Origin of the sequence: Kitasatospora sp. NPDC058115, from assembly GCF_042884635.1 — a bacterium.
In the GTDB taxonomy this organism is placed as follows: Bacteria; Actinomycetota; Actinomycetes; order Streptomycetales; family Streptomycetaceae; genus Kitasatospora.
This window is the reverse complement of the sequence record NZ_JBHVTL010000007.1, coordinates 256,606-276,211: the sequence shown is the minus strand read 5'-3', so window position 1 is coordinate 276,211 and position 19,606 is coordinate 256,606. Positions and strand designations below refer to the sequence as shown.

Annotated in this window: 19 protein-coding genes, 2 rRNA genes and 1 pseudogene; 15 read left to right on the top strand and 7 right to left on the bottom strand. The window is 71.5% G+C overall.

All coding sequences use genetic code 11. The features are described 5' to 3' along the window. The 10 genes from ACFVVL_RS10490 to pstB all read left to right on the top strand — a co-directional run. A 23S ribosomal RNA gene (locus ACFVVL_RS10490) occupies positions 1–93 on the top strand; the annotation flags it as partial. 79 nt (positions 94–172) lie between these two features. Next, positions 173–289: ribosomal RNA gene (rrf, locus tag ACFVVL_RS10485) — 5S ribosomal RNA — on the top strand. A 73-nt stretch (positions 290–362) separates the two neighbouring features. Further along, positions 363–1,364, top strand: coding sequence for a mycothiol synthase (gene mshD / locus ACFVVL_RS10480; protein WP_387673174.1), 1,002 nt, complete (start codon positions 363–365; stop codon positions 1,362–1,364). A gap of 336 nt (positions 1,365–1,700) precedes the next feature. Further along, entirely contained in the window at positions 1,701–3,878 is a 2,178-nt protein-coding gene (locus ACFVVL_RS10475) for an RNA degradosome polyphosphate kinase (protein ID WP_380294039.1), read from the top strand. 240 nt (positions 3,879–4,118) lie between these two features. Then, positions 4,119–5,207, top strand: a complete 1,089-nt coding sequence (locus ACFVVL_RS10470) for a CHAD domain-containing protein (protein ID WP_380294035.1) — start codon at positions 4,119–4,121, stop codon at positions 5,205–5,207. A 16-nt stretch (positions 5,208–5,223) separates the two neighbouring features. Beyond that, complete coding sequence (locus ACFVVL_RS10465) at positions 5,224–5,742, top strand: NUDIX hydrolase (RefSeq protein WP_387673170.1); 519 nt, start codon at positions 5,224–5,226, stop codon at positions 5,740–5,742. 244 nt (positions 5,743–5,986) lie between these two features. Next, positions 5,987–7,123 (top strand): phosphate ABC transporter substrate-binding protein PstS, encoded by a 1,137-nt coding sequence (pstS, locus tag ACFVVL_RS10460; RefSeq protein WP_380294031.1) that lies wholly within the window; start codon positions 5,987–5,989, stop codon positions 7,121–7,123. Positions 7,124–7,270: 147 nt separating this feature from the next. Then, positions 7,271–8,242, top strand: a complete 972-nt coding sequence (pstC, locus tag ACFVVL_RS10455) for a phosphate ABC transporter permease subunit PstC (protein WP_380294029.1) — start codon at positions 7,271–7,273, stop codon at positions 8,240–8,242. Next, entirely contained in the window at positions 8,239–9,315 is a 1,077-nt protein-coding gene (gene pstA, locus ACFVVL_RS10450; protein WP_380294027.1) for a phosphate ABC transporter permease PstA, read from the top strand. Before pstC ends, pstA begins: the two co-directional genes overlap by 4 nt. Before the next feature lie 45 nt (positions 9,316–9,360). After that, positions 9,361–10,137 (top strand): phosphate ABC transporter ATP-binding protein PstB, encoded by a 777-nt coding sequence (gene pstB, locus ACFVVL_RS10445; protein ID WP_380294025.1) that lies wholly within the window; start codon positions 9,361–9,363, stop codon positions 10,135–10,137. Positions 10,138–10,293: 156 nt separating this feature from the next. Here pstB and ACFVVL_RS10440 read toward each other — a convergent pair whose 3' ends face one another. Both ACFVVL_RS10440 and ACFVVL_RS10435 read right to left on the bottom strand, forming a co-directional pair. Continuing rightward, positions 10,294–11,292 carry an anion permease gene (locus tag ACFVVL_RS10440; protein WP_380294023.1) on the bottom strand — a complete coding sequence of 333 codons (999 nt, stop codon included), beginning with the start codon at positions 11,290–11,292 and terminating at the stop codon, positions 10,294–10,296. A 5-nt stretch (positions 11,293–11,297) separates the two neighbouring features. Continuing rightward, positions 11,298–11,918, bottom strand: a complete 621-nt coding sequence (locus ACFVVL_RS10435; protein WP_350553137.1) for a DUF47 family protein — start codon at positions 11,916–11,918, stop codon at positions 11,298–11,300. Between the two features lie 348 nt (positions 11,919–12,266). Between ACFVVL_RS10435 and ACFVVL_RS10430 the strand changes: the two genes are divergently transcribed. Beyond that, the gene (locus tag ACFVVL_RS10430; protein WP_387673163.1) at positions 12,267–12,665 is read left to right on the top strand and encodes a metal-sensitive transcriptional regulator; all 399 of its coding nucleotides are present in this window, start codon (positions 12,267–12,269) and stop codon (positions 12,663–12,665) included. 37 nt (positions 12,666–12,702) lie between these two features. Here the strand turns inward: ACFVVL_RS10430 and ACFVVL_RS10425 are convergent, their stop codons facing one another. Together ACFVVL_RS10425 and ACFVVL_RS10420 are read right to left on the bottom strand one after the other, a co-directional pair. Beyond that, on the bottom strand, positions 12,703–12,924 hold the full coding sequence (locus ACFVVL_RS10425) for a hypothetical protein (RefSeq protein WP_380294019.1): 222 nt from the start codon (positions 12,922–12,924) through the stop codon (positions 12,703–12,705). A gap of 208 nt (positions 12,925–13,132) precedes the next feature. Then, a complete protein-coding gene (locus ACFVVL_RS10420) occupies positions 13,133–14,074 on the bottom strand; it encodes a hypothetical protein (protein ID WP_380294017.1) in 942 nt (313 codons plus the stop codon). Between the two features lie 166 nt (positions 14,075–14,240). On the opposite strand from ACFVVL_RS10420, the gene ACFVVL_RS10415 reads away from it, so the two are divergent. Further along, the gene (locus ACFVVL_RS10415; RefSeq protein ID WP_387673159.1) at positions 14,241–14,429 is read left to right on the top strand and encodes a hypothetical protein; all 189 of its coding nucleotides are present in this window, start codon (positions 14,241–14,243) and stop codon (positions 14,427–14,429) included. 22 nt (positions 14,430–14,451) lie between these two features. On the opposite strand, the gene ACFVVL_RS10410 is transcribed toward ACFVVL_RS10415, so the two are convergent. Continuing rightward, positions 14,452–15,177, bottom strand: coding sequence for a phosphatase PAP2 family protein (locus tag ACFVVL_RS10410; RefSeq protein ID WP_380294013.1), 726 nt, complete (start codon positions 15,175–15,177; stop codon positions 14,452–14,454). Positions 15,178–15,585: 408 nt separating this feature from the next. Beyond that, positions 15,586–16,593 (bottom strand): annotated as a pseudogene (locus ACFVVL_RS10405) (NlpC/P60 family protein); the annotation flags it as partial. A 248-nt stretch (positions 16,594–16,841) separates the two neighbouring features. Between ACFVVL_RS10405 and ACFVVL_RS10400 the strand changes: the two are divergent. Together ACFVVL_RS10400 and ACFVVL_RS10395 are read left to right on the top strand one after the other, a co-directional pair. Continuing rightward, complete coding sequence (locus ACFVVL_RS10400) at positions 16,842–17,192, top strand: hypothetical protein (protein WP_355357364.1); 351 nt, start codon at positions 16,842–16,844, stop codon at positions 17,190–17,192. A 304-nt stretch (positions 17,193–17,496) separates the two neighbouring features. After that, positions 17,497–18,318, top strand: coding sequence for a hypothetical protein (locus ACFVVL_RS10395; protein WP_387673155.1), 822 nt, complete (start codon positions 17,497–17,499; stop codon positions 18,316–18,318). A gap of 183 nt (positions 18,319–18,501) precedes the next feature. Here ACFVVL_RS10395 and ACFVVL_RS10390 read toward each other — a convergent pair whose 3' ends face one another. Continuing rightward, positions 18,502–18,666 carry a hypothetical protein gene (locus tag ACFVVL_RS10390; protein ID WP_387673152.1) on the bottom strand — a complete coding sequence of 55 codons (165 nt, stop codon included), beginning with the start codon at positions 18,664–18,666 and terminating at the stop codon, positions 18,502–18,504. On the opposite strand from ACFVVL_RS10390, the gene ACFVVL_RS10385 reads away from it, so the two are divergent. Next, positions 18,656–19,603: a hypothetical protein gene (locus ACFVVL_RS10385; protein WP_387673149.1), complete on the top strand. Its 948-nt coding sequence runs from the start codon at positions 18,656–18,658 to the stop codon at positions 19,601–19,603. The two genes, ACFVVL_RS10390 and ACFVVL_RS10385, sit on opposite strands and share 11 nt — an antisense overlap. Positions 19,604–19,606: the final 3 nt, after the last annotated feature.

Genomic DNA, 19,606 nt, shown 5'->3' with positions numbered 1-19,606 from the left:
GGCTCCCAGTAGACGACTGGGTTGATAGGCCGGATATGGAAGCCCTGTGAGGGGTGGAGTTGACCGGTACTAATAGGCCGAGGGCTTGTCCTCAGTTGCTCGCGTCCACTGTGTTGTTCTGAAACAACGACCCCCACCTGAAAATGGTGGGCGGCCGACAGTTTCATAGTGTTTCGGTGGTCATAGCGTGAGGGAAACGCCCGGTTACATTCCGAACCCGGAAGCTAAGCCTCACAGCGCCGATGGTACTGCAGGGGGGACCCTGTGGGAGAGTAGGACGCCGCCGAACAAATTTTGAGAAGAACCCCCGCCGGTATTCCGGCGGGGGTTCTTTGCGTTGTCCGTTGACGTATCGTCGGGGCATGGACGATGGAACGGCAACAACGGGCGACGCGACCACGGTTCTCGCCTCCGACGTACTGCGGCCGGCACAGCGGGACGCGGCCCTGCGGATCCTGGCGGACGCCCAGGGCGTGGACGGCCGGGAGGCCGTGTCCGAGCAGGGGCGCCTGCGCCTGCGCTCCTCGGAGACGGCGCGGACCGGGGTGACCCACCTCCTCGAAACCATCGGCACGGACGCCGGTGCCGACGCCGTCGGCTACGGCCAGCTGGAGGTCCCCGAGAGCGGCAGCGCCCATCCGTCCGCCGAGCTCGTCGTGGCGCCGGCCGCCCGCGGCCGGGGCCACGGACGGCCGCTGGTGGACGCCGTGCTCACCGAGGCGGGGAGGGCGGGGCGGGGACACGTCGACTTCTGGGTGCACGGCGGACACCCGGCGGCCCGGCACCTGGCCGAGCGGTATGGCGCCGAGCTGGTCCGTGAGCTGCGGCAGATGCGCCGCACCGGGTCGCAGACCGAGGCCGTCCCGCTTCCGGAGGGGATCGAGCTGCGGACGTTCCGGCCCGGTGCGGACGACGCCGAGTGGCTCCGGCTGAACGCCCTCGCCTTCGCCCACCACCCGGAGCAGGGCGCCTGGACCGAGCGCGACCTGGCCGACAGGCTGGCCGAGCCCTGGTTCGACCCGGCCGGCTTCTTCCTCGCGACCCGGGACGGCAAGCCGGTCGGCTTCCACTGGACGAAGGTCCACCCGGCGACCGCGACCGGGCCCGCGCTCGGCGAGGTCTACGTGGTCGGCGTCGATCCGGCCGAGCAGGGCAGCGGTCTGGGCCGGGCGCTGACCGCGGCCGGCCTGCGCCACCTGACGGGCGGTGACGCCGCAGCCGGCGAACGCGGTCTGGAGACCGTGCTGCTCTATGTCGACGCGGACAATCCGGCGGCGGTGCGGGTGTACGAAAGGCTCGGATTCACCGTCCACGAAGTCGATTTGATGTATCGCGCCGCGGTCGAGCAGCCGAATTCCCGGTGACCGCCCTCCGGTGACCGAGGGTGACCGCGCGGATCGGGCGCCCCGGCGCCGCCTAGCGGAGAAAACGGGGCCGGGGCAACGGGCGTGCGCCTGTCGCCCCGGCCCTGACCGCCTCAGCTTTCCTCCTGGCCATGCGGTGTTTACCGTGGATTCAATTAATGCCGCGAAGATCACAGGATGAAGTCCGTAGTGTCTCGCTCGTGCAGCATCGGCCGGCACGTGTCGACCGGTTCTGTGACGACCGCGCCGGGTGGTTGGGCGTCGGTGATGGGCGAGGGCGACGGCCCGAAAAGCATTTCGCGTCCGGACGCCGTCCTGCTGGAGGAGCTGGAGCCCATGAGCATCCCCCGCCCCGTCCCTGCCCCGCTGTCCCCACCCGCGCGGATGTCCAGCGCGCTCGGGATACCGCCGGAACTGACGGTCACCGACGAGCAGGACCTGGAGGAACTGCCGCAGGGCCGTTTCCTGGACCGTGAGCGCAGCTGGCTCGCGTTCAACGAACGCGTGCTGGAGCTGGCGGAGGATCCGGGGATCCCCCTGCTGGAGCGCGCCAAGTTCCTGGCGATCTTCGCCAGCAACCTCGACGAGTTCTTCATGGTGCGCGTGGCCGGCCTGAAGCGCCGGATCGCCACCGGCGTCGCCCAGCGCAGCGCGTCCGGGCTCCAGCCGCGCGAGGTGCTGGACCTCATCTGGACCCGCTCGCGCGAGCTGATGGCCCGCCACGCCGCCGCGTTCCAGCAGGAGGTGCTGCCGGACCTCGCCGCCGAGGGGATCGAGGTGGTGCGCTGGTCCGAGCTGGCGGAGAAGGAGCAGGCGCGGCTGCACACCCTGTTCCGGCAGAAGATCTTCCCGGTGCTCACCCCGCTGGCGGTGGACCCGGCGCACCCCTTCCCCTACATATCGGGGCTCTCGCTGAACCTGGCGGTCGTCGTGCGCAACCCGGTCTCCGGGCACAAGCACTTCGCCCGGGTGAAGGTGCCGCAGTCGCTCGCGCGCTTCCTGGAGGCCTCCCCGCAGCGGTACGTGCCGCTGGAGGACGTCATGGGCGCCCACCTGGAGGAGCTCTTCCCGGGGATGGAGGTGCTCGCCCACCACGCCTTCCGGGTCACCCGCAACGAGGACCTGGAGGTGGAGGAGGACGACACCGAGAACATCCTCAAGGCCCTGGAGAAGGAGCTGATGCGGCGGCGCTTCGGCCCGCCGGTGCGGCTGGAGGTCGAGGAGTCGATCGACCCCTACATCCTGGACCTGCTGGTGCGGGAGCTGAACATCACCGAGGCGGAGGTCTTCCCGCTGCCCGGCCCGCTGGACCTCACCGGACTGTTCGGCATCGCCGGGCTGGACCGGCCGGAGCTGAAGTACCCGAAGTTCGTGGCGGGCACCGCGCGCGGCCTGACCGACGTGGAGTCGGCGTCGCAGCCCGACATCTTCGCCGCGATGCGCGAGCGGGACGTGCTGCTGCACCACCCGTACGACAGCTTCTCCACCTCGGTGCAGGCCTTCCTGGAACAGGCCGCGGCCGACCCGGACGTGCTGGCGATCAAGCAGACGCTCTACCGGACCTCCGGTGACTCGCCGATCGTCGACGCGCTGATCGACGCGGCGGAGTCCGGCAAGCAGGTGCTGGTGCTGGTCGAGATCAAGGCCCGCTTCGACGAGCAGGCCAACATCAAGTGGGCCCGCAAGCTGGAGGAGGCCGGCTGCCACGTGGTCTACGGCCTGGTCGGGCTGAAGACGCACTGCAAGCTGTCGCTGGTGGTCCGCCAGGAGGGCGACACCCTGCGCCGGTACTCGCACGTCGGCACCGGCAACTACCACCCCAAGACGGCCCGGCTGTACGAGGACCTCGGTCTGCTGACCTCGGACCCGCAGGTCGGCGCGGACCTCTCGGACCTCTTCAACCGGCTCTCCGGCTACTCGCGCCGCGAGTCCTACCGCCGGCTGCTGACCGCCCCGCGCGGACTGCGCGACGGCCTGGTGGCGCGGATCCACAACGAGATCGCCAACCACCGCGCCGGCCGCCCGGCGCACGTGAAGCTCAAGGTCAACTCGATCGTCGACGAGGCCGTGATCGACGCGCTGTACCGGGCCTCGCAGGCCGGGGTGCCGGTGGACGTGTGGGTGCGCGGCATCTGCGCGATCCGGCCGGGGGTGCCGGGGCTGAGCGAGAACGTCCGGGTGCGCAGCATCCTGGGGCGCTTCCTGGAGCATTCGCGGATCTTCGTCTTCGGCAACAACGGCGATCCGGAGGTGTGGATCGGCAGCGCCGACATGATGCACCGCAACCTGGACCGCCGGATCGAGGCGCTGCTGCGGATCACCGACCCGGCGCACCGGGCCGAGCTGTCCGGACTGCTCGACCTCGGCATGTCGGACGAGACGGAGTCCTGGCACCTCGGGGCGGACGGGTCCTGGACCCGGCACGCCCAGGACGCCGACGGCAAGCAGCTGCGGCACGTCCAGGACCTGCTCATCGACTCGCGTCAGCGTCGCCGGGCCGTCACCGCCCGATGACCGCAGGTCGCCGCCACGACCCCGCTGACGCCAGACGTGACGACGTGCGCCGCGACGCCGCGCGGCGGGCCCGCACCGGACCGACCGGTGCGGGCCACGCCGCCGGGGGACACGACGGAACGAGACTCGACGACGCGCCCGCGCGACCCACCGACGCGAGCCGCTGAGCGGCAGGGACCCGCTGAGCGGTCGGCCACCAGCCCCGGGGACGGCCCCGGGGGAACGGGGATCTACCTAGCCATGACCGATGCGCCGATGACGGACCGGGCGGCCTCCACCGCGACCGCCGGGGACATCCTCTCCAGCCATCTCACCGCCCTGGCGGGCGCGTTCCTGCGTGCTCTGCCGCTGGCGGTGGGCGAGGTCGGTGCGAGACCGGGTGCGGCGTCCGTCGTCCCCTCGGAGGGCACCGCCGACCTGCTGCGGGCGGTACGGCGGATCAACGGGCTGCTGACCACCTTCTCCGCCTCCTTCGAGCCGGTCTGGGGGCAGGAGTCGCGGACCGAGCTGGCCTGGCTGCTGAACCTGCTGGCGCTGGAGCCGGGGTACGTACGGCGCTCGGCCCGGCTGCTGGGCGCGCTGGACGGGCTGAGCGGCAGCGAGGCGGAGGGGCCGGGCATGCTGGCCGGCCACGCGGGGGCGCCGAAGGCGCGGGCACTGCTGGACCGGCAGCTGACCCTGGCCCGGACCAGGGCGCACTCCTCGGTGCTGCAGGAGCTGCGCTCGGCGCGGCTGCACGCGCTGGCGGACCGGATGACCCTGCTGGTGGCGGACGCGCCGCTGGCCCCGTCGGCGGACGGCCGGGCGGGGGCGGTGCTGGTGCCGCAGGCGGCGGCCGCGTTCGGGGCGCTGGCGGTGAGCGTCCAGCAGCTGCCGCTGCAGCGGGCGTCGACGCCGTACGGCGGGGACGGTCTGCGCCGGCTGGGGGCGGTGCCGAGCGCGCGGGGCGCCCTGGACGCGGACGCGGCGCTGGCGGCGGACGACGCCCCGTGGCACCGGACCCGGGTGCTGGTGAAGCGGGCCCGGTACGCGCTGGAGGTGTGCGGGCGGCCGTCGGCGGTGCTGGACGAGCTGGACCGGGTGCTGCTGCGGCACCAGGAGGCCTCGGAGGCGGCGGTGACGGCGGCGACGGCGGCCCGCACGCCCCGGATCACCCCGGCCACGGCGTACGTGCTGGGCGTGGTGCACGCGGACCAGCGGCTGGAGGTGGAGGCGGCGCGGTACGCCTTCGGGCGGCGGTGGCCGGAGCTGCCGCCGGGGGCGGAGGCCTGGCTGGAGCTGCCGCCGGCCGAGGGCTGGGGGTCGGCGGCGGAATCGCGGACGGTCTGAGGTGGGCGGGCGGCCGGTGCCGGAGGACGGCCGGCGTACGGGGGCGCGGCCCGTCCGGACGACGGCCGGCCGGGCGGTGTCCGGCGGGCCGGTGGTGCTGGCGGCGGGAGCGGTGCTCTGGCTGCCGGGCCGTCCGAAGAAGAGCGGACGGCTGGGGCGGCCGCGGATCGCGGTGATCCACCGGCCGAAGTACGACGACTGGAGCCTGCCGAAGGGGAAGCTGCACCAGGGCGAGGGCGTCGTCGAGGCGGCGCTGCGCGAGGTGCGGGAGGAGACGGGGTTCGGCTGCGTGCTGGGGGCGGAGCTGCCGACCCAGCACTACCTGGCGCAGGGCCGGCCGAAGGAGGTCCGGTACTGGGCGGCGGTGCCGACGGAAGGGGAGTTCCGGCCGAACCGCGAGGTGGACCGTCTGGAGTGGCTGCCGGCGGGGAAGGCGCGGGCGCGGTTGACCCGGGAGCAGGACCGGGGGCTGGTCGACGCGCTGCTGGAGCTGCTGGGTGCCCGGCCGGTGCGGTTGCGGGGCCGGGAGACGTGAAGGAACGGTGGAAGTGATCTCCCTGCGCTCTTGCCGTGACGCAACCGTTACTACCTGACGTAGTTTCCTGTCATCCGTTCGAGGTTCACTCCCCGTTCACTTCCGACCGGCTGACGCGTCACCTACCCGGCCTAACTTCGGTGTCACCGGCGGGCCGAACGGGCCCCGGACCTCAGCAAAACCCGCGCTTCGCCCTGCCCGGCAGGGCTCGTGCGCCGGGCAATGCCACAGAAAGGGACACCCTGTGAAGCTCCAGCGGAACGGCCGCTCCAAGGCCCTCGCGATCGGTGCCATGGCGCTCGTCAGCTCGCTGTCGCTCGCCGCCTGCGGCTCGGACGATAACGGCAACAACGCCACGGCCCCCAGCGGTTCCGGCTCCGCGGCGGCCGCCGCGATCAACTGTGGCTCCAAGCCGACCGCGCTGGTCGCCGCGGGTTCCACCGCGCAGGGCAACGCGATCGACATCCTGAAGAACAACTTCGAGGCGGCCTGCAAGGGCGCCACCATCAACTACGGTGGCGGCGGCTCCGGCGCCGGTATCCAGCAGTTCAACCAGGGCAAGATCCAGTTCGCCGGTTCGGACTCGGCGCTGAAGCCGGCCGAGGTCGACGCCAGCAAGGCCGTCTGCACCGGTGGCCAGGGCATCAACCTGCCGCTCGTCGCGGGCCTGATCTCGATCGTCTACAACGTGGACGGCGTCGACAACCTGGTCCTGGACGGCCCGACGATCGCGAAGATCTTCGACTCGCAGATCACCAAGTGGAACGACCCGGCGATCGTCGCGCTGAACCCGAGCGCCAAGCTGCCGGACGCCGACATCCAGACCTTCCACCGCACCGACGACTCGGGCACCAACGAGAACCTGACCAAGTACCTCGCCAAGACCTCGGGCGGCGCCTGGGCCTACCCGCCCAGCAAGGCCTGGGCGGGCAAGAACGGCCAGGGCGCCAACGGTTCGGCCGGTGTCTCGGCCCAGGTGAAGCAGGTCAAGAACTCGATCAGCTACGCCGAGCTCTCCTACGCGCAGACCAACAACCTGAAGAGCGCCGCGATCAGCACCGGCGCCTCCAAGCCGGTCGAGGCCACCGCCGCCAACGCCGCCAACACCTTCGCCAAGGCGCAGATCGCCGGCACCGGCAGCGACCTGGCGCTGACCCTCGACTACGCGACCAAGGACGAGGGCTCCTACCCGCTGGTCCTGGTCACCTACGAGATCGCCTGCGACAAGGGCAACAAGGCCGACACCCTCGACACCCTGAAGGCCTTCCTGGCCTACTCCGCCAGTGACGCGGGCCAGAAGGCGATCGGCGACGGCGGCTACGTGCCGCTGCCGAAGTCGCTGACCGACAAGGTCAACACGGCCATCGGCTCGCTCGCCTGACGCAGTAGGACCTCCGCTGGGGCGGCCCCGTGAACGAGGGGGGCCGGGGCCGCCCCCGCGGTCAGTACCGACCAACGCAACACGTCCGGGGCACCGCCGCCAGGGTGCCGCCCCCTCGGGGCCGCACCACCAGACCGGAGTAGACCAATGACTTCATCCACCCCTGCCGCCCCGCGAGGCAGGGAACGCCGCCAGCGCGACAGCCGGGTCGGCGACAAGATCTTCATGAACCTGTCCCGCGGGTCGGGCATCCTGCTGCTGGTGGTCATGGCCGCCATCGCGGGCTTCCTGACCTGGCGCTCGGTCATCGCACTGAGCAAGAACGAGGGCAACTTCCTCACCACCTTCGAGTGGACGCCGGACGCCCCGACGCCGGTCTTCGGCATCGCCGTCCTCGCGTTCGGCACCATCGTCAGCGCGCTGATCGCGATGCTGATCGCCGTCCCGGTCGCCATCGGGATCGCCCTGTTCATCTCCCACTACGCGCCGCGCCGGATCGCCCAGCCGTTCGCCTACCTGGTGGACCTGCTGGCGGCCGTGCCCAGCATCATCTACGGCCTGTGGGGCGCGCTCTTCCTGGTGCCGCACCTGGGCGGCCTGAACAGCTGGCTGGACGAGTACCTCGGCTGGACGTACATCTTCGACCAGTCCCGGGCCGGCACCACCCCGCGGAACCTGTTCACCGTCGGCATCCTGCTGGCGATCATGATCCTGCCGATCATCACGGCGGTCAGCCGTGAGGTCTTCCGGCAGGCCCCGCGGATGCACGAGGAGGCGGCGCTCGCCCTCGGCGCGACCCGCTGGGAGATGATCCGCACCGCGGTGCTGCCGTTCGGCCGCCCCGGGATCATCTCGGCCTCGATGCTCGGCCTCGGCCGCGCGCTCGGCGAGACCATCGCGGTCGCCGTCGTGCTCTCCTCCAGCAACGTGCTCTCGCTGCACCTGCTCGACCCGGGCGGCGGCACCTTCGCGCAGAACATCGCGCTGAAGTTCAACGAGGCCCAGCCCTTCGGCCGGGACGCGCTGATGGCCTCCGGCCTCGTCCTGTTCGTGATCACCCTGCTGGTGAACGGTGCCGCGCGGCTGATCGTCGCCCGCCGCAAGGAGTACTCCGCATGAGCGCCGCGACCACTTCCGTTCCGGCGGACGCCCGTCCGGTGAGCCGCCTGCTGACGGCCAACCGGCTGCCCACGTGGGCCCCGGGCGCCGTCGCCGCCGGCTCGATCGTCCTCGGCTGCGGCATCGGCCTGGTCGGAGACCTGAAGAGCAAGCTCCAGTGGGGCCTGATCGCCGCGATCCTCTTCGTGGTCATCAGCTACGTGCTCTCGGCCCAGGTCGAGGGCCGGCGCCAGGCCAAGGACCGCCTCGCCACCTCGCTGGTCTGGGTGGCCTTCATCCTGGCGGTCGTCCCGCTGCTCTCGCTGACCGTCTACACCATCCAGCAGGGTGCCAGTGTGGTGGACGGCAACTTCCTGACCCACTCCATGATGGGCGTGCGTTCAGCGGGCCCCGGCGGCGGCATCTACCACGCGCTGATCGGCACCCTGGAGCAGGTCGGCCTGGCCACCCTGATGGCTGCCCCGATCGGTCTGCTGACCGCCGTCTACCTGGTCGAGTACGGCCGCGGCACGCTCGCCAAGGCGGTCACCTTCTTCGTCGACGTCATGACGGGTGTCCCGTCGATCGTCGCCGGTCTGTTCATCCTGTCCTTGTGGAACATCGCCCTCGGCTTCAACTACTCCGGCTTCTCGGGCAGCCTCGCGCTGGCGATCCTGATGATGCCGGTCGTGGTCCGCTCCACCGAGGAGATGCTCAAGCTCGTCCCGAACGAGCTGCGCGAGGCGTCGTACGCGCTCGGCGTGCCGAAGTGGAAGACCATCCTGCGGATCGTCCTCCCCACCGCCATCGGCGGCATCACCACCGGTGTAATGCTCGCGGTCGCCCGCATCACGGGTGAGACCGCCCCGGTGATGATGCTGGTCTTCGGTGCCGCCTACATCAACACCAACCCGTTCGACGGACCGCAGCAGTCCCTGCCGATGTACATCTGGCAGCAGTACGCCGTGGTGAACAACGACTACGGCTACGCCCGTGCCTGGGGTGCCGCGCTGGTGCTGATCGCCTTCGTGATGGGGCTCAACCTCATCGCCCGGGGCATCGCCCGGTGGCGCTCGCCCAAGGCCGGACACTGAGCGACCGACTGACGTACGACGAAGACTGAGAGAAGACGAACGATCATGGCCAAGCGCATCGACGTCAGCGGACTGTCCGCCTACTACGGCTCCACCAAGGCCATCGAGGACATCTCGATGTCCGTCGAACCCCGCTCGGTGACGGCCTTCATCGGCCCCTCCGGCTGCGGCAAGTCCACCTTCCTGCGGACCCTCAACCGGATGCACGAGGTGATTCCCGGCGCCCGCGTCGAGGGCAAGGTGCTCCTGGACGACGAGAACCTGTACGGCGCCAGCGTCGACCCGGTCGCCGTCCGCCGCTCGGTCGGCATGGTCTTCCAGCGCCCGAACCCGTTCCCGACCATGTCGATCTACGACAACGTGGTCGCCGGGCTGAAGCTCGCGGGTGTGCGCAAGAAGTCCGTGCTGGACGGCGTGGTGGAGAAGTCGCTCAAGGGCGCCAACCTCTGGAACGAGGTCAAGGACCGGCTGAACAAGCCGGGCGCCGGCCTCTCCGGCGGCCAGCAGCAGCGTCTGTGCATCGCCCGCGCCATCGCGGTCGAGCCGGAGGTCCTGCTGATGGACGAGCCCTGCTCCGCCCTCGACCCGATCTCCACCCTCGCCATCGAGGACCTGATCGGTGAGCTGAAGTCCGAGTTCACCATCGTCATCGTGACGCACAACATGCAGCAGGCGGCCCGCGTCAGCGACCGCACCGCCTTCTTCAACCTGGCCGGCGTCGGCCAGCCGGGCAAGCTGATCGAGCTGGACGACACCCAGCGGATCTTCTCCAACCCGTCCGTGCAGGCGACCGAGGACTACATCTCCGGCCGCTTCGGGTGACCGGCCCCGCCCGGTCCGCCCGGGCGGCGCTCCACCGTCGCGAGTGACGAACACCGAGCTGCTTCGTGGTGCTGCATGGCGGTGCCGCCGCGGAGCATGAAGAAGGGCCCGCTCCCCGGATGTGGGGGCGGGCCCTGTCGCGTCCGGTGCCGTCCGTCAGCCCCAGAACAGGTGGACGAACCAGTACATCAGCGCCGCGACCACGGCGGCCGCCGGCATCGTGATGAACCAGCCGAGCACGATGTTCTTGGCGACGCCCCAGCGCACCGCGCGGATCCGCTTGGTGGCGCCGGCGCCCATGATCGCCGAGGTGATCACGTGCGTGGTGGAGATCGGCGCCTTGAAGACGAACGAGGTGATGTACATGACCGTCGAGGCGGTGGCCTCGGCGGCGAAGCCCTGCGGCGGGTCCAGCTCGATGATCTTCCGGCCCAGGGTCCGCATGATCCGCCAGCCGCCGGCGTAGGTGCCCAGCGAGAGCATGGTGGCGCAGGAGATCTTCACCCAGACCGGGATCGGGTCGCCCTGGTCCTGGTGGCCCGAGATCACCAGGGCCATCACCACGATGCCCATGGTCTTCTGCGCGTCCTGCAGACCGTGCGCGAGCGCCATCGCGGCGGCCGAGGCCGTCTGGGCGACCCGGAAGTTGCGCTTGGCCCGGTGCGGATTGGCCCGCCGGAAGAGCCAGAGGATCGCCAGCATCACCAGGAAGCCGCCGACCAGGCCGACCACCGGGGAGACGATCATCGGAATGATGATCTTGTCGATGACGCCGCTCCAGATCACCTCGGTGCCGCCGGCCAGGGCCGCGCCCACCATGCCGCCGAACAGCGCGTGCGAGGAGGAGGACGGCAGGCCGAAGTACCAGGTGACCAGGTTCCAGGCGATGGCCCCGACCAGTGCGGCGAACAGGATCGCCATGCCGCGGTCGCCGGTCGGCGTCTCGATGATGCCCTGCGAGACGGTGTGCGCCACCCCGCTGCCCAGGAAGGCGCCCGCCAGGTTCATCACCGCGGCCATCGCCAGCGCCGCCCGGGGCGTCAGCGCCCGGGTGGAGACCGAGGTGGCGATCGCGTTGGCCGAGTCGTGGAAGCCGTTGGTGTAGGTGAAGAAGAAGGCAACGCCGACGACGGCGATGAGTGCTGCCATGTCCACGGGGGTCAGGACTCCTTGACCGCGATGGTCTCCACCGTGTTGGCGACGTGCTCGAAGGCGTCCGCGGCCTGTTCGAGGACGTCCACGACCTGCTTCAGCTTGAGCACCTCGATGGCCTCGTACTGGCCGGAGAAGAGGTGGGCGAGCAGCTTGCGGTGGATCTGGTCGGCCTGGTTCTCCAGTCGGTTGACCTCGATCCAGTACTCGGTCAGGTTGGACATGCTCCGCAGGTTCGGCATCGCCTCGGCGGTCAGCTCGGCGGCGCGGGCCAGGACCTCGATCTGCTGCTCGATGCCCTTCGGCAGGGTCTGGATGTCATAGAGGACGACCAGGTCGACGGCCTCCTCCATGAAGTCCATGATGTCGTCCAGCGACGAGGCGAGGGTGTAGATGTCCTCGCGGTCGAAGGGCGTGATGAAGGACGAGTTCAGCTGGTGGAAGATCGCATGGGTGGTGTCGTCTCCGGCGTGCTCGGCGGCGCGCATGCGCTCGACGATCTCCGCGCGGGCCGACACGTCTGATCCCAGCAGTTCCAGCAGGAGCTTCGAGCCGACGACCAGGTTCTCCGCGGCGGCGGCGAACATGTCGTAGAAGCTCGTCTCCTTCGGGGTCAGGCTAAAACGCACGGAAATCTCCGATGTGCGGGGTAGGGGACTGAACGATGCTAGGTGCAACCGAGCGCCATCACGCAAACGGGGTGCTCGAAGAGGAGCCGGAACCTCCCCTTCCGTTCGGCTGCCGCAGCAGTGGATCCGGTCCGCACGACAGGTGCGGGCATGAGCCCCCAGTCTGACGGAACCTCGCCCGGATTGCCCCTGCCGTGCGGCGGGAAGAGCGGGGTGTTCCCCGGACGGGGGAACCGCGCGGGACGCGGCCGCACCGGGCCGGCCGCGCCGGAGGAACACCACGACGGCCCCGGGTGTTGGACACTGGAGGCCGACGCAGCCACCAGGCACTCAGACGAAGGCGGGCCGATGACCACCACGCAAGCGCGCACCGAGCCGGAGCAAGCGCCCGGGGCGGAACCGCACGGCGAGCACGTTGCACTCCCGAAGACGCCGGACGCCCACGCCGCCCACCCCGGGCACGGCCCGCACGGGTACAGCGCCCAGAAGGACGCGCACCTCAAGCGGCTGCGCCGGATCGAGGGCCAGATCCGCGGCCTGCAGCGCATGGTCGACGAGGACGTCTACTGCATCGACGTGCTCACCCAGGTCTCCGCCAGCACCAAGGCCCTGCAGTCCTTCGCGCTCTCGCTGCTGGAGGAGCACCTGCGGCACTGCGTCGCGGCCGCCGCCGAGGAGGGCGGCACCGAGCTGGACGCCAAGGTCGCCGAGGCCACCGCGGCGATCGGCCGGCTGCTGCGCAGCTGACCGCGCCGGGTCGCCCCGGCGCACACCCGGACCCTCGCTAACCCTCCCGGTCCCGCAGCTCCGGTGGATCCTGCGGGCCCGGCGTCGGCCCGGCGGCCGGACCGCCGTCGGGCCGGTCGAGCAGCACCTCGTCGATCCGTTCGGTCGGCAGCCGGTCACCGCTGCTGGCCGTGGCGGCGATCATCAGCTCACCGGCCAGCTCGATCTCGTCGAGGGCCGCGTCCTCGTGGCCGCCGCTGCGGCCGTCCGTGGACGACATCACCTGCACCACCCCTTCAGCGCCTCGCCAGCCCGGGCGGCAGCCACCCGACGTCCAGCCTAGGCACTTCGGGGCCCGTCCACATGGCACGGACGGGCCATCTCCGCGCCGCCGAAACGGGTGGGCCCGGAGGCTCCCGGCCCCACCCGGAGCGGCGGCCTCCCCTCGCAGCCGCACCCGCGGCGCCCGCCCCGGGCCCCCGGACGCGCTACTTCGGGCTCTCGGTGGGCTTCATCGCGAAGATGTCCGCGGCCGGCGGCTCGGCCGCCTCCACCGGCGCGCCGAAGTCGCTCAGCGTGGTCGTCGAGACCACCTTCACCTGGTCCTTCGCCTCCTTGGAGCCGGCCACCCCGGCGAAGGTGAAGACCTCGACCACCTTGTGCAGCCGGCCCTGCTCGTCCAGCCAGACGTCGTAGGGGACCTCCTTCACGGTGAAGGTCTGCGCGCCCATCCGCAGGCCGTCCCCGCCGCGCCCGCCGGTGGCTTCGGCCGCCTTCGCGAGGTCCAGGGTGCCGCGGAAGTGCTTGAGCGCCACCCCGTCGAGCGTCTCGCTGCCGACCAGCTCGGCCTTCTGGGCGCCGCGCAGCGCCCCCGCGGCGGAGGACGGATCGGTGGCGCCGCCGCTGACCAGGTTGCCGTCCGGCAGCTGGCGGACGTCCAGCTTGACCCACTTGCCCTCCGGCACCTTGGCGCCGCTGTTCTGCAGGTAGACCGTGCCGGGCAGGAGCACCTCGACGATCTTGCCGGTGGTCGCGGCGCCCGGCGGCACCTGGACCTCCAGCCGGCCGATCCGCTTGGTGTAGTCGTAACCGCCGGTGCCGGTGAAGACGGCCTTCTTCTCGGCGGACTCGGTCACCAGCTCGGTGGCGGCGTGCGCGGTGCCGGACCGGCCGGTGATGTCGGCGGCGGCGCGGACCGCGGTCAGCGGGTCGGCCGCGAGCCGGTCGGCGGAGACCTGGTCGGGGGCGCCGTCCGCCGGCGGCGCGGCCGCGGCACCCGCGCCGTCGCCGCCGACGGCGCCGTCCGGGGTGCAGCCGGCCAGGGCGGCCGCCCCGGCCAGTACGGCGGCGAGCAGGGCGGCACCCGCCATCGGACGCGCCCGCCGCTCGCTGCGGCCGCCCGTCCGACCGGTGCGCTGCTGGTCGGTCATCTTCATCCTCGCGACAACCCCCTCGGGCCCGACTGCCCCGCCGGCCACCGTCAGCGGGTGGGCAGAGCTCTTTCCGGGCAAACGAGTTGAGGCCCGGGGAGTTACGCGGTGACCCGCGTGTCACGGGCGTCGCGCGCCGGGCCCCCGGCGCGTTACCGTGAAGCACGTGCACAGTGAGCTGCCGGCCGTTCCCGGCACCACCCGGATGCCCGAGCACCGCATCGCGATCAGCGAACGCGGTTCCTTCTGCTTCGCGACCTGCAGCTGCGGCTGGTACTCCCCGGCCCGGCGCTCGCGCGACCTGGCCCGGCGGGAGGCGGACGACCACCTCGCCGCCGAGGCGGACCCGGGGTAGGCCCGGCCGGCGGCCGTCGCGCTCACGCGGCGAGGTCGGACTCCGGCGGCTGCTCCTCGGTGCGGACCGCCCTCCGGGCCCCGCCGCGCCGGCCCCGTGCGCCCGGACGGCCCCCGCCCCGCTCGGCGCCCCGTCCGGCGCGGATCAGCGGGGCCACCGGCGTGCGCGCGAGCGCGTGGCAGAACGGGACGAGCACGGCCATCGCGATCGGCGCCAGCAGCAGCACCACGGCGGTGGCGAGCGCGAAGCCGCCGATCACGTCGGTCGGGTAGTGGACGCCCATGTACATCCGGCAGAAGCCCTGCAGCAGGGCCAGGCCGCCGGCGATCCACCCGAGCCTGCGGTTCACCAGGAACAGCGCCACCGCGATGCCCATCGACATCGTGGAGTGGTCGCTGACGAAGGAGTGCGTGCCGGCCTTGCCCTCGACCAGCACCTCCAGGCCGGAGTGGTCCACGAAGGGCCTGGGGCGGTCCACGATCGCCGAGATCGGCAGGTTGGCCAGCTCGGCGATGGCGACCGAGAGCGGGGCCCAGAGCAGCCCGGCGACGGCCACCGGGGCGTCCGGGCGCCGCCGGGCCCGCCACCAGCCCACCAGGCCCAGCAGGGCGAGGCCGATCAGGATGCCGTACTCGCCGATCCAGGAGACCAGGTGGTCCACCGAGTCCGGGGCGTGTCTGGCCAGACCGTTGACGGCGTAGAGCAGGTCGAGGTCGGGGTTGGTCGTGTCGGCAAGCGGCGTCGACACGCCGCACCTCCTTCCGGGTCCGCTGCATCTGGTCATCGCGCCCTGGCCCGTCCGTCGCCGCCCCGGTCGGGGCGGTTGACGGGGAACCACCGGACACAACGTCATCACCGGTGGACAGCGTTCCACGGAAACACGCAGTTATGGAAACTTGACTCAGCGTCCACACCGCGCGCACACCCGGCGGGCGGGTGGGGCTCAGTCCTTTGCGGGGGTTTGACCTGGACCTGCCGCCCCGGCGCCGGCCGCGACGGCCGCGGCCGCCGTGGCGGAGCCGGGCCGGCCGGCCGGGGCGGCCTGGGCCGCCGCCTGCGCGGCCGGGGCGGGCGGGTTCGGGGCCGGGGTCTGGGTCGGGGTCTGGGCCGGGGCCGGATCGCCGGGGCGGCCCGGGGCGATCACGGTGCCCTCGTCGTTGCGGTCCGGCAGGGCCTGGGCGCCGTCCGAGGTGACCCGGGTGGCGCCGATGTACTCCCGGGTGTCGATCTTGTCGTAGCGGATCACCGCGTTGGTGTGCGGCGCGTTGATCATGTACCCGCCGCCCACGTAGATGCCCACGTGGTGGATGCTCCGCGGGTCGGTCAGGTCGGTCGCCCAGAACACCAGGTCGCCCGGGCGCAGCTGGTCGCGCGACGGGTGCGGCCCGGCGTACCACTGGTCGTTGGCGACCCGGGGCAGCTTGATGCCCACGCTGTCGAACGCGGCCTTGGTGAGCCCGGAGCAGTCGAACCGCCCGTTCTGCCACGCCTTTCCGTCGCCGCCCCACAGGTACGGGGTGCCGAGCTTGGTCTGGGCGAAGTAGATCGCGCCCGCCGACTGCGCCGAGACCTCCACCGGGGCGGCCGGGTCGGCCGGCGCGGCGAAGCTGCGGGCCGTCGCCAGGATGTTCCGCACGTACCCCTGGGTCTCCCGGTACGGCGGCACGCCCTGGTACCTGGACACCGCGCCCGGCCCCGCGTTGTACGCCGCCAGCATGTTGGACTGGCGGTCGCCCGGGACCTTGGCGACGTCCCTGGCGAGCGCGCAGTCGAAGGTGGCGGCGGAGGCGATGGCGTCCAGCGGGTCCCAGGGGTCCCGCCGGCCGTCGTTGTTGCCGTCGGTCCCGTACGACGCCCAGGTGCCCGGCATGAACTGCGCCAGCCCCTCCGCCCCGACCCCGGAACGGGCCCGCGGGTCGAAACCGCTTTCCTGGTACAACTGCGCCGCGAGCAACGGGGGGGAGAGATCGGGGCAGAGCCGCCCCCACTGTTCGATCGGCCCCTGGAAGGCGGCCGGAACGGTTCCCGGGGAGAGCCCCGCGGCATTGCCCTGCTGCTGTGGCGTCCCGCTCGCCGCATACGTCCCGAGGGTCACCAGGCCGACGAAGCCGGCGAGGACAACTCCCGCGGCAGCGGCGGCGATACCGCCTTTCCGGAGTACCATCAGCACCATCCCGACGAATCGTCAGTCGAAGTGTCCCGGAAGGCGTTGCTCACCGCAATCATCAGAGATACAAAGAGTGAGCGCTATCCTTCGTACGGTGGACATCCTCGCGTACGTGTCCGATGCCTCACGACCAATCCGCGAGAAGTAGCCAAGTCGACATCAGATCTGGCCAAGAATAGGTACCGACCCTTCGCGCGGGCGGGGTCTGGGCCCTTGAATTTGCCTGATCGGGCGGTGAGATGGAAATGAACCAGAGCAGCGTGCAGAGCATCGCGATCGGCCACCTGGCCGAGGACCCTCCAAAGAAGCCGAACATCGACACCATCATCGGCGGGATCGCCCCGGACTGGGGCCCGTTCGCGAGCCTCGGGTCGGAGGCCCGGGTGATGGTCGAGGTCGTCATGGCGGTGGCCATCCTGGCCTGCCTCGGCCTCGCCGTCTGGGGTGCGGCCAAGCAGCGGATCGGCGCCACCGCGATGCGCGACAGCTTCGGCGCCGAACAGGGCAAGGGGCTGATCATCGCCGGGCTGACCGGCGTGTTCATCATTGGATCACTCGGCACTCTGTTCACCATTGTGTACGGCATGGCGATCTGACGATCAGGCAGATCGGACAGTCCGGGCGGATCCCGGTCGATCGGGGCTGATCCGGCGGTTCGGGCCCTTCCGGCCCTTCGGGTTCTTCGGACCCTTCGGACCGTCGCGAGGCGGGCGGAGGGCGGCGCGCCGTCCGTGCCCACCGACCTGTCCGATCGTCTGACCGTCCGACCGCCTGTCCGGGCATCCGTGCATGCCTGGAGCCCCGCCGGGAATCCATCCACCACCCCTTCCCTCCGCGCCCGCCCACGGCCGGAGGGGCCCCCGGAGCCGCCAGCCGGCTCCCCGCACCAGGAGGGCCGCCGTGCCGTTGTCCGACGACCAGCCGCACACCCGTACGCGGCTGCCGGTCGGCGAACAGCCCTCCTCCCAGCCGAGCCAGCGTCAGTCCCACCCCGTGCGAACGGCACTGACGGTCCTGCTGGTCGTCGCGCTGCTCGTGCTGGCGATCTCGATCGCCAACCGGGGCCGTCCCGACCCCGGTAGCGCCAAGCCCGGCGGCTCCGCCGACCGGGCCGCCGCCACCCCCGCCTCCGGCGCCGGCCCCGCCCCCAGCGGCGACCAGCCCGTCACCACCACCGTCAACGGCATCGCCACCGGCTTCCCGCACACCGACCAGGGCGCCCAGTCCGCCGCGTCCAACTACGCGGTCGCCATCGGCTCCGCCGACATGTTCCGCACCGACACCCGCCACACCATCATCACCACCATCGCCGACCCCACCGCCGCCCCCACCCTCCAGTCCCGCCTGGACCAGGGGTTCTCGCCGGAGATGGCGGCCAAGTTCGGAGTGGACGCGCAGGGGCGCGCCCCGAAGGGGATGACCTTCGTCAGCCGGACCGTGCCAGTGGGGACGAAGAGCAGCGCCTACACGGCCGAGAGCGTGAAGGTGGCGGTCTGGTGCACGGGGCTCTTCGGGATCGCGGGTGAGCGCTCGGTCCGGCCCGTCTCGGAGGAGTGGTTCACACTCACTCTCAGCCTGCGGTGGGTGGGCGACGACTGGAAACTCACCGACTACAGCCGGGTGTCGGGCCCGGCACCTGTACCACCGGACCAGCAGGCCGCGACCGCTGAGGAGATCACAGGTGCCGTCGAGCAGTTCGGAGGCTTCCGCTATGCGCGCTGAACGTGACCGGAGGATTCCGCGCACGCTCGCGAGGCTCTCCGGAGGTTCGGCCCTGGGCCTGCTGACGGTCGTTCTGACAGCTCAGCAGGCTCTCGCCGAACCTTCGCCCACAGCGACCCCGAGTCCGACCCCCAGCACCCCGAATTCGAACTGCCCGGGGATCCCCCTTCCCGGTAGCGACGTCTACTGCGCTCCCGGTGGTGGCGGGGCGTCGCTGCCCGGGAGTGGGACGGTGGGGACGGTGACGGATCCGCTGGGGTCGTTGGCGAAGGGGTGTGCGCAGGCGGCGGCGTGGGTGGTGCGGAAGTTGTCGGGGGCGATCGACGGGACGACGGAGGTGGACTTCACCAATGCGTCGTTCCTGCAGCAGTACGCGGTGGTGTTCGCCGCGTCGACGATCATCACCCTGGTGCTGTGGCTGCTCGCCGTGACCAAGCGGGCGGTGCGCGGGGCGCCGCTGGCGACGGCGATCTCGGAGGCGATCGGGTTCCTGTGGCTGACGGTGATCGCGTCGGCGTTCACGCCGTTGATCCTGTACACGGTGGTGAGCGCGACCGACGGGCTGACCAAGGCGGTCGCGGTGGGGACGAAGTCGGACACCGGGACGTACCTGGGCGGGTTCGCGGACACCCTGGAGAAGGGTGACATCGGCGGCGGGCCGCTGATCCTGATCATCACCTCGCTGGTGGCCGTGCTGGCGGCGGCGGTGCTCTGGATCGAGCTGCTGATCCGGGCGGCGATGCTGTACGTGGGTGCGCTGCTGGGGACGGCGGTGTACGCGGGGCTGGTGGACAAGCAGTTGTGGAAGCACGTGCGCCGCTGGGCGGGGGTGATGGTGGCGGTGGACCTGGCGAAGCCGATCATCGTGATCATCCTCGGGCTGGCCGGTGCGGTGTCGGCCGGGGCGGGGGCGAGCGACGACTTCGCCCGGGTGCTGTCGGGGCTGGCGATCCTCTTCCTGTCGATCTTCGCCAGCGCCGCGGTGTACCGGTTCGTCCCGGGCTTCGGCGACGAGATCATGAGCATGCGCAGTGCCCGGGCGAGCGCGGTGTCGGCCGGATCGGCGATGATCAACGGGACCGCGAACTTCATGCGGCAGGGCATCAGCACGCACGGCGACCGCGGCCCGCAGCCGGGTGGGGCCGGGGGCGGGTCGGGTTCGGGCGGCGGTTCGGTCGCCCCGGGCATCGCCGCCCACGCGGCGCGCACGCCCGCGCCGCCGCAGCAGGCCGGGCCGCCGGCGCAGTCCTCGGCCCGCGACAGCAATCCAGCGAAGGGAGGGTGACGG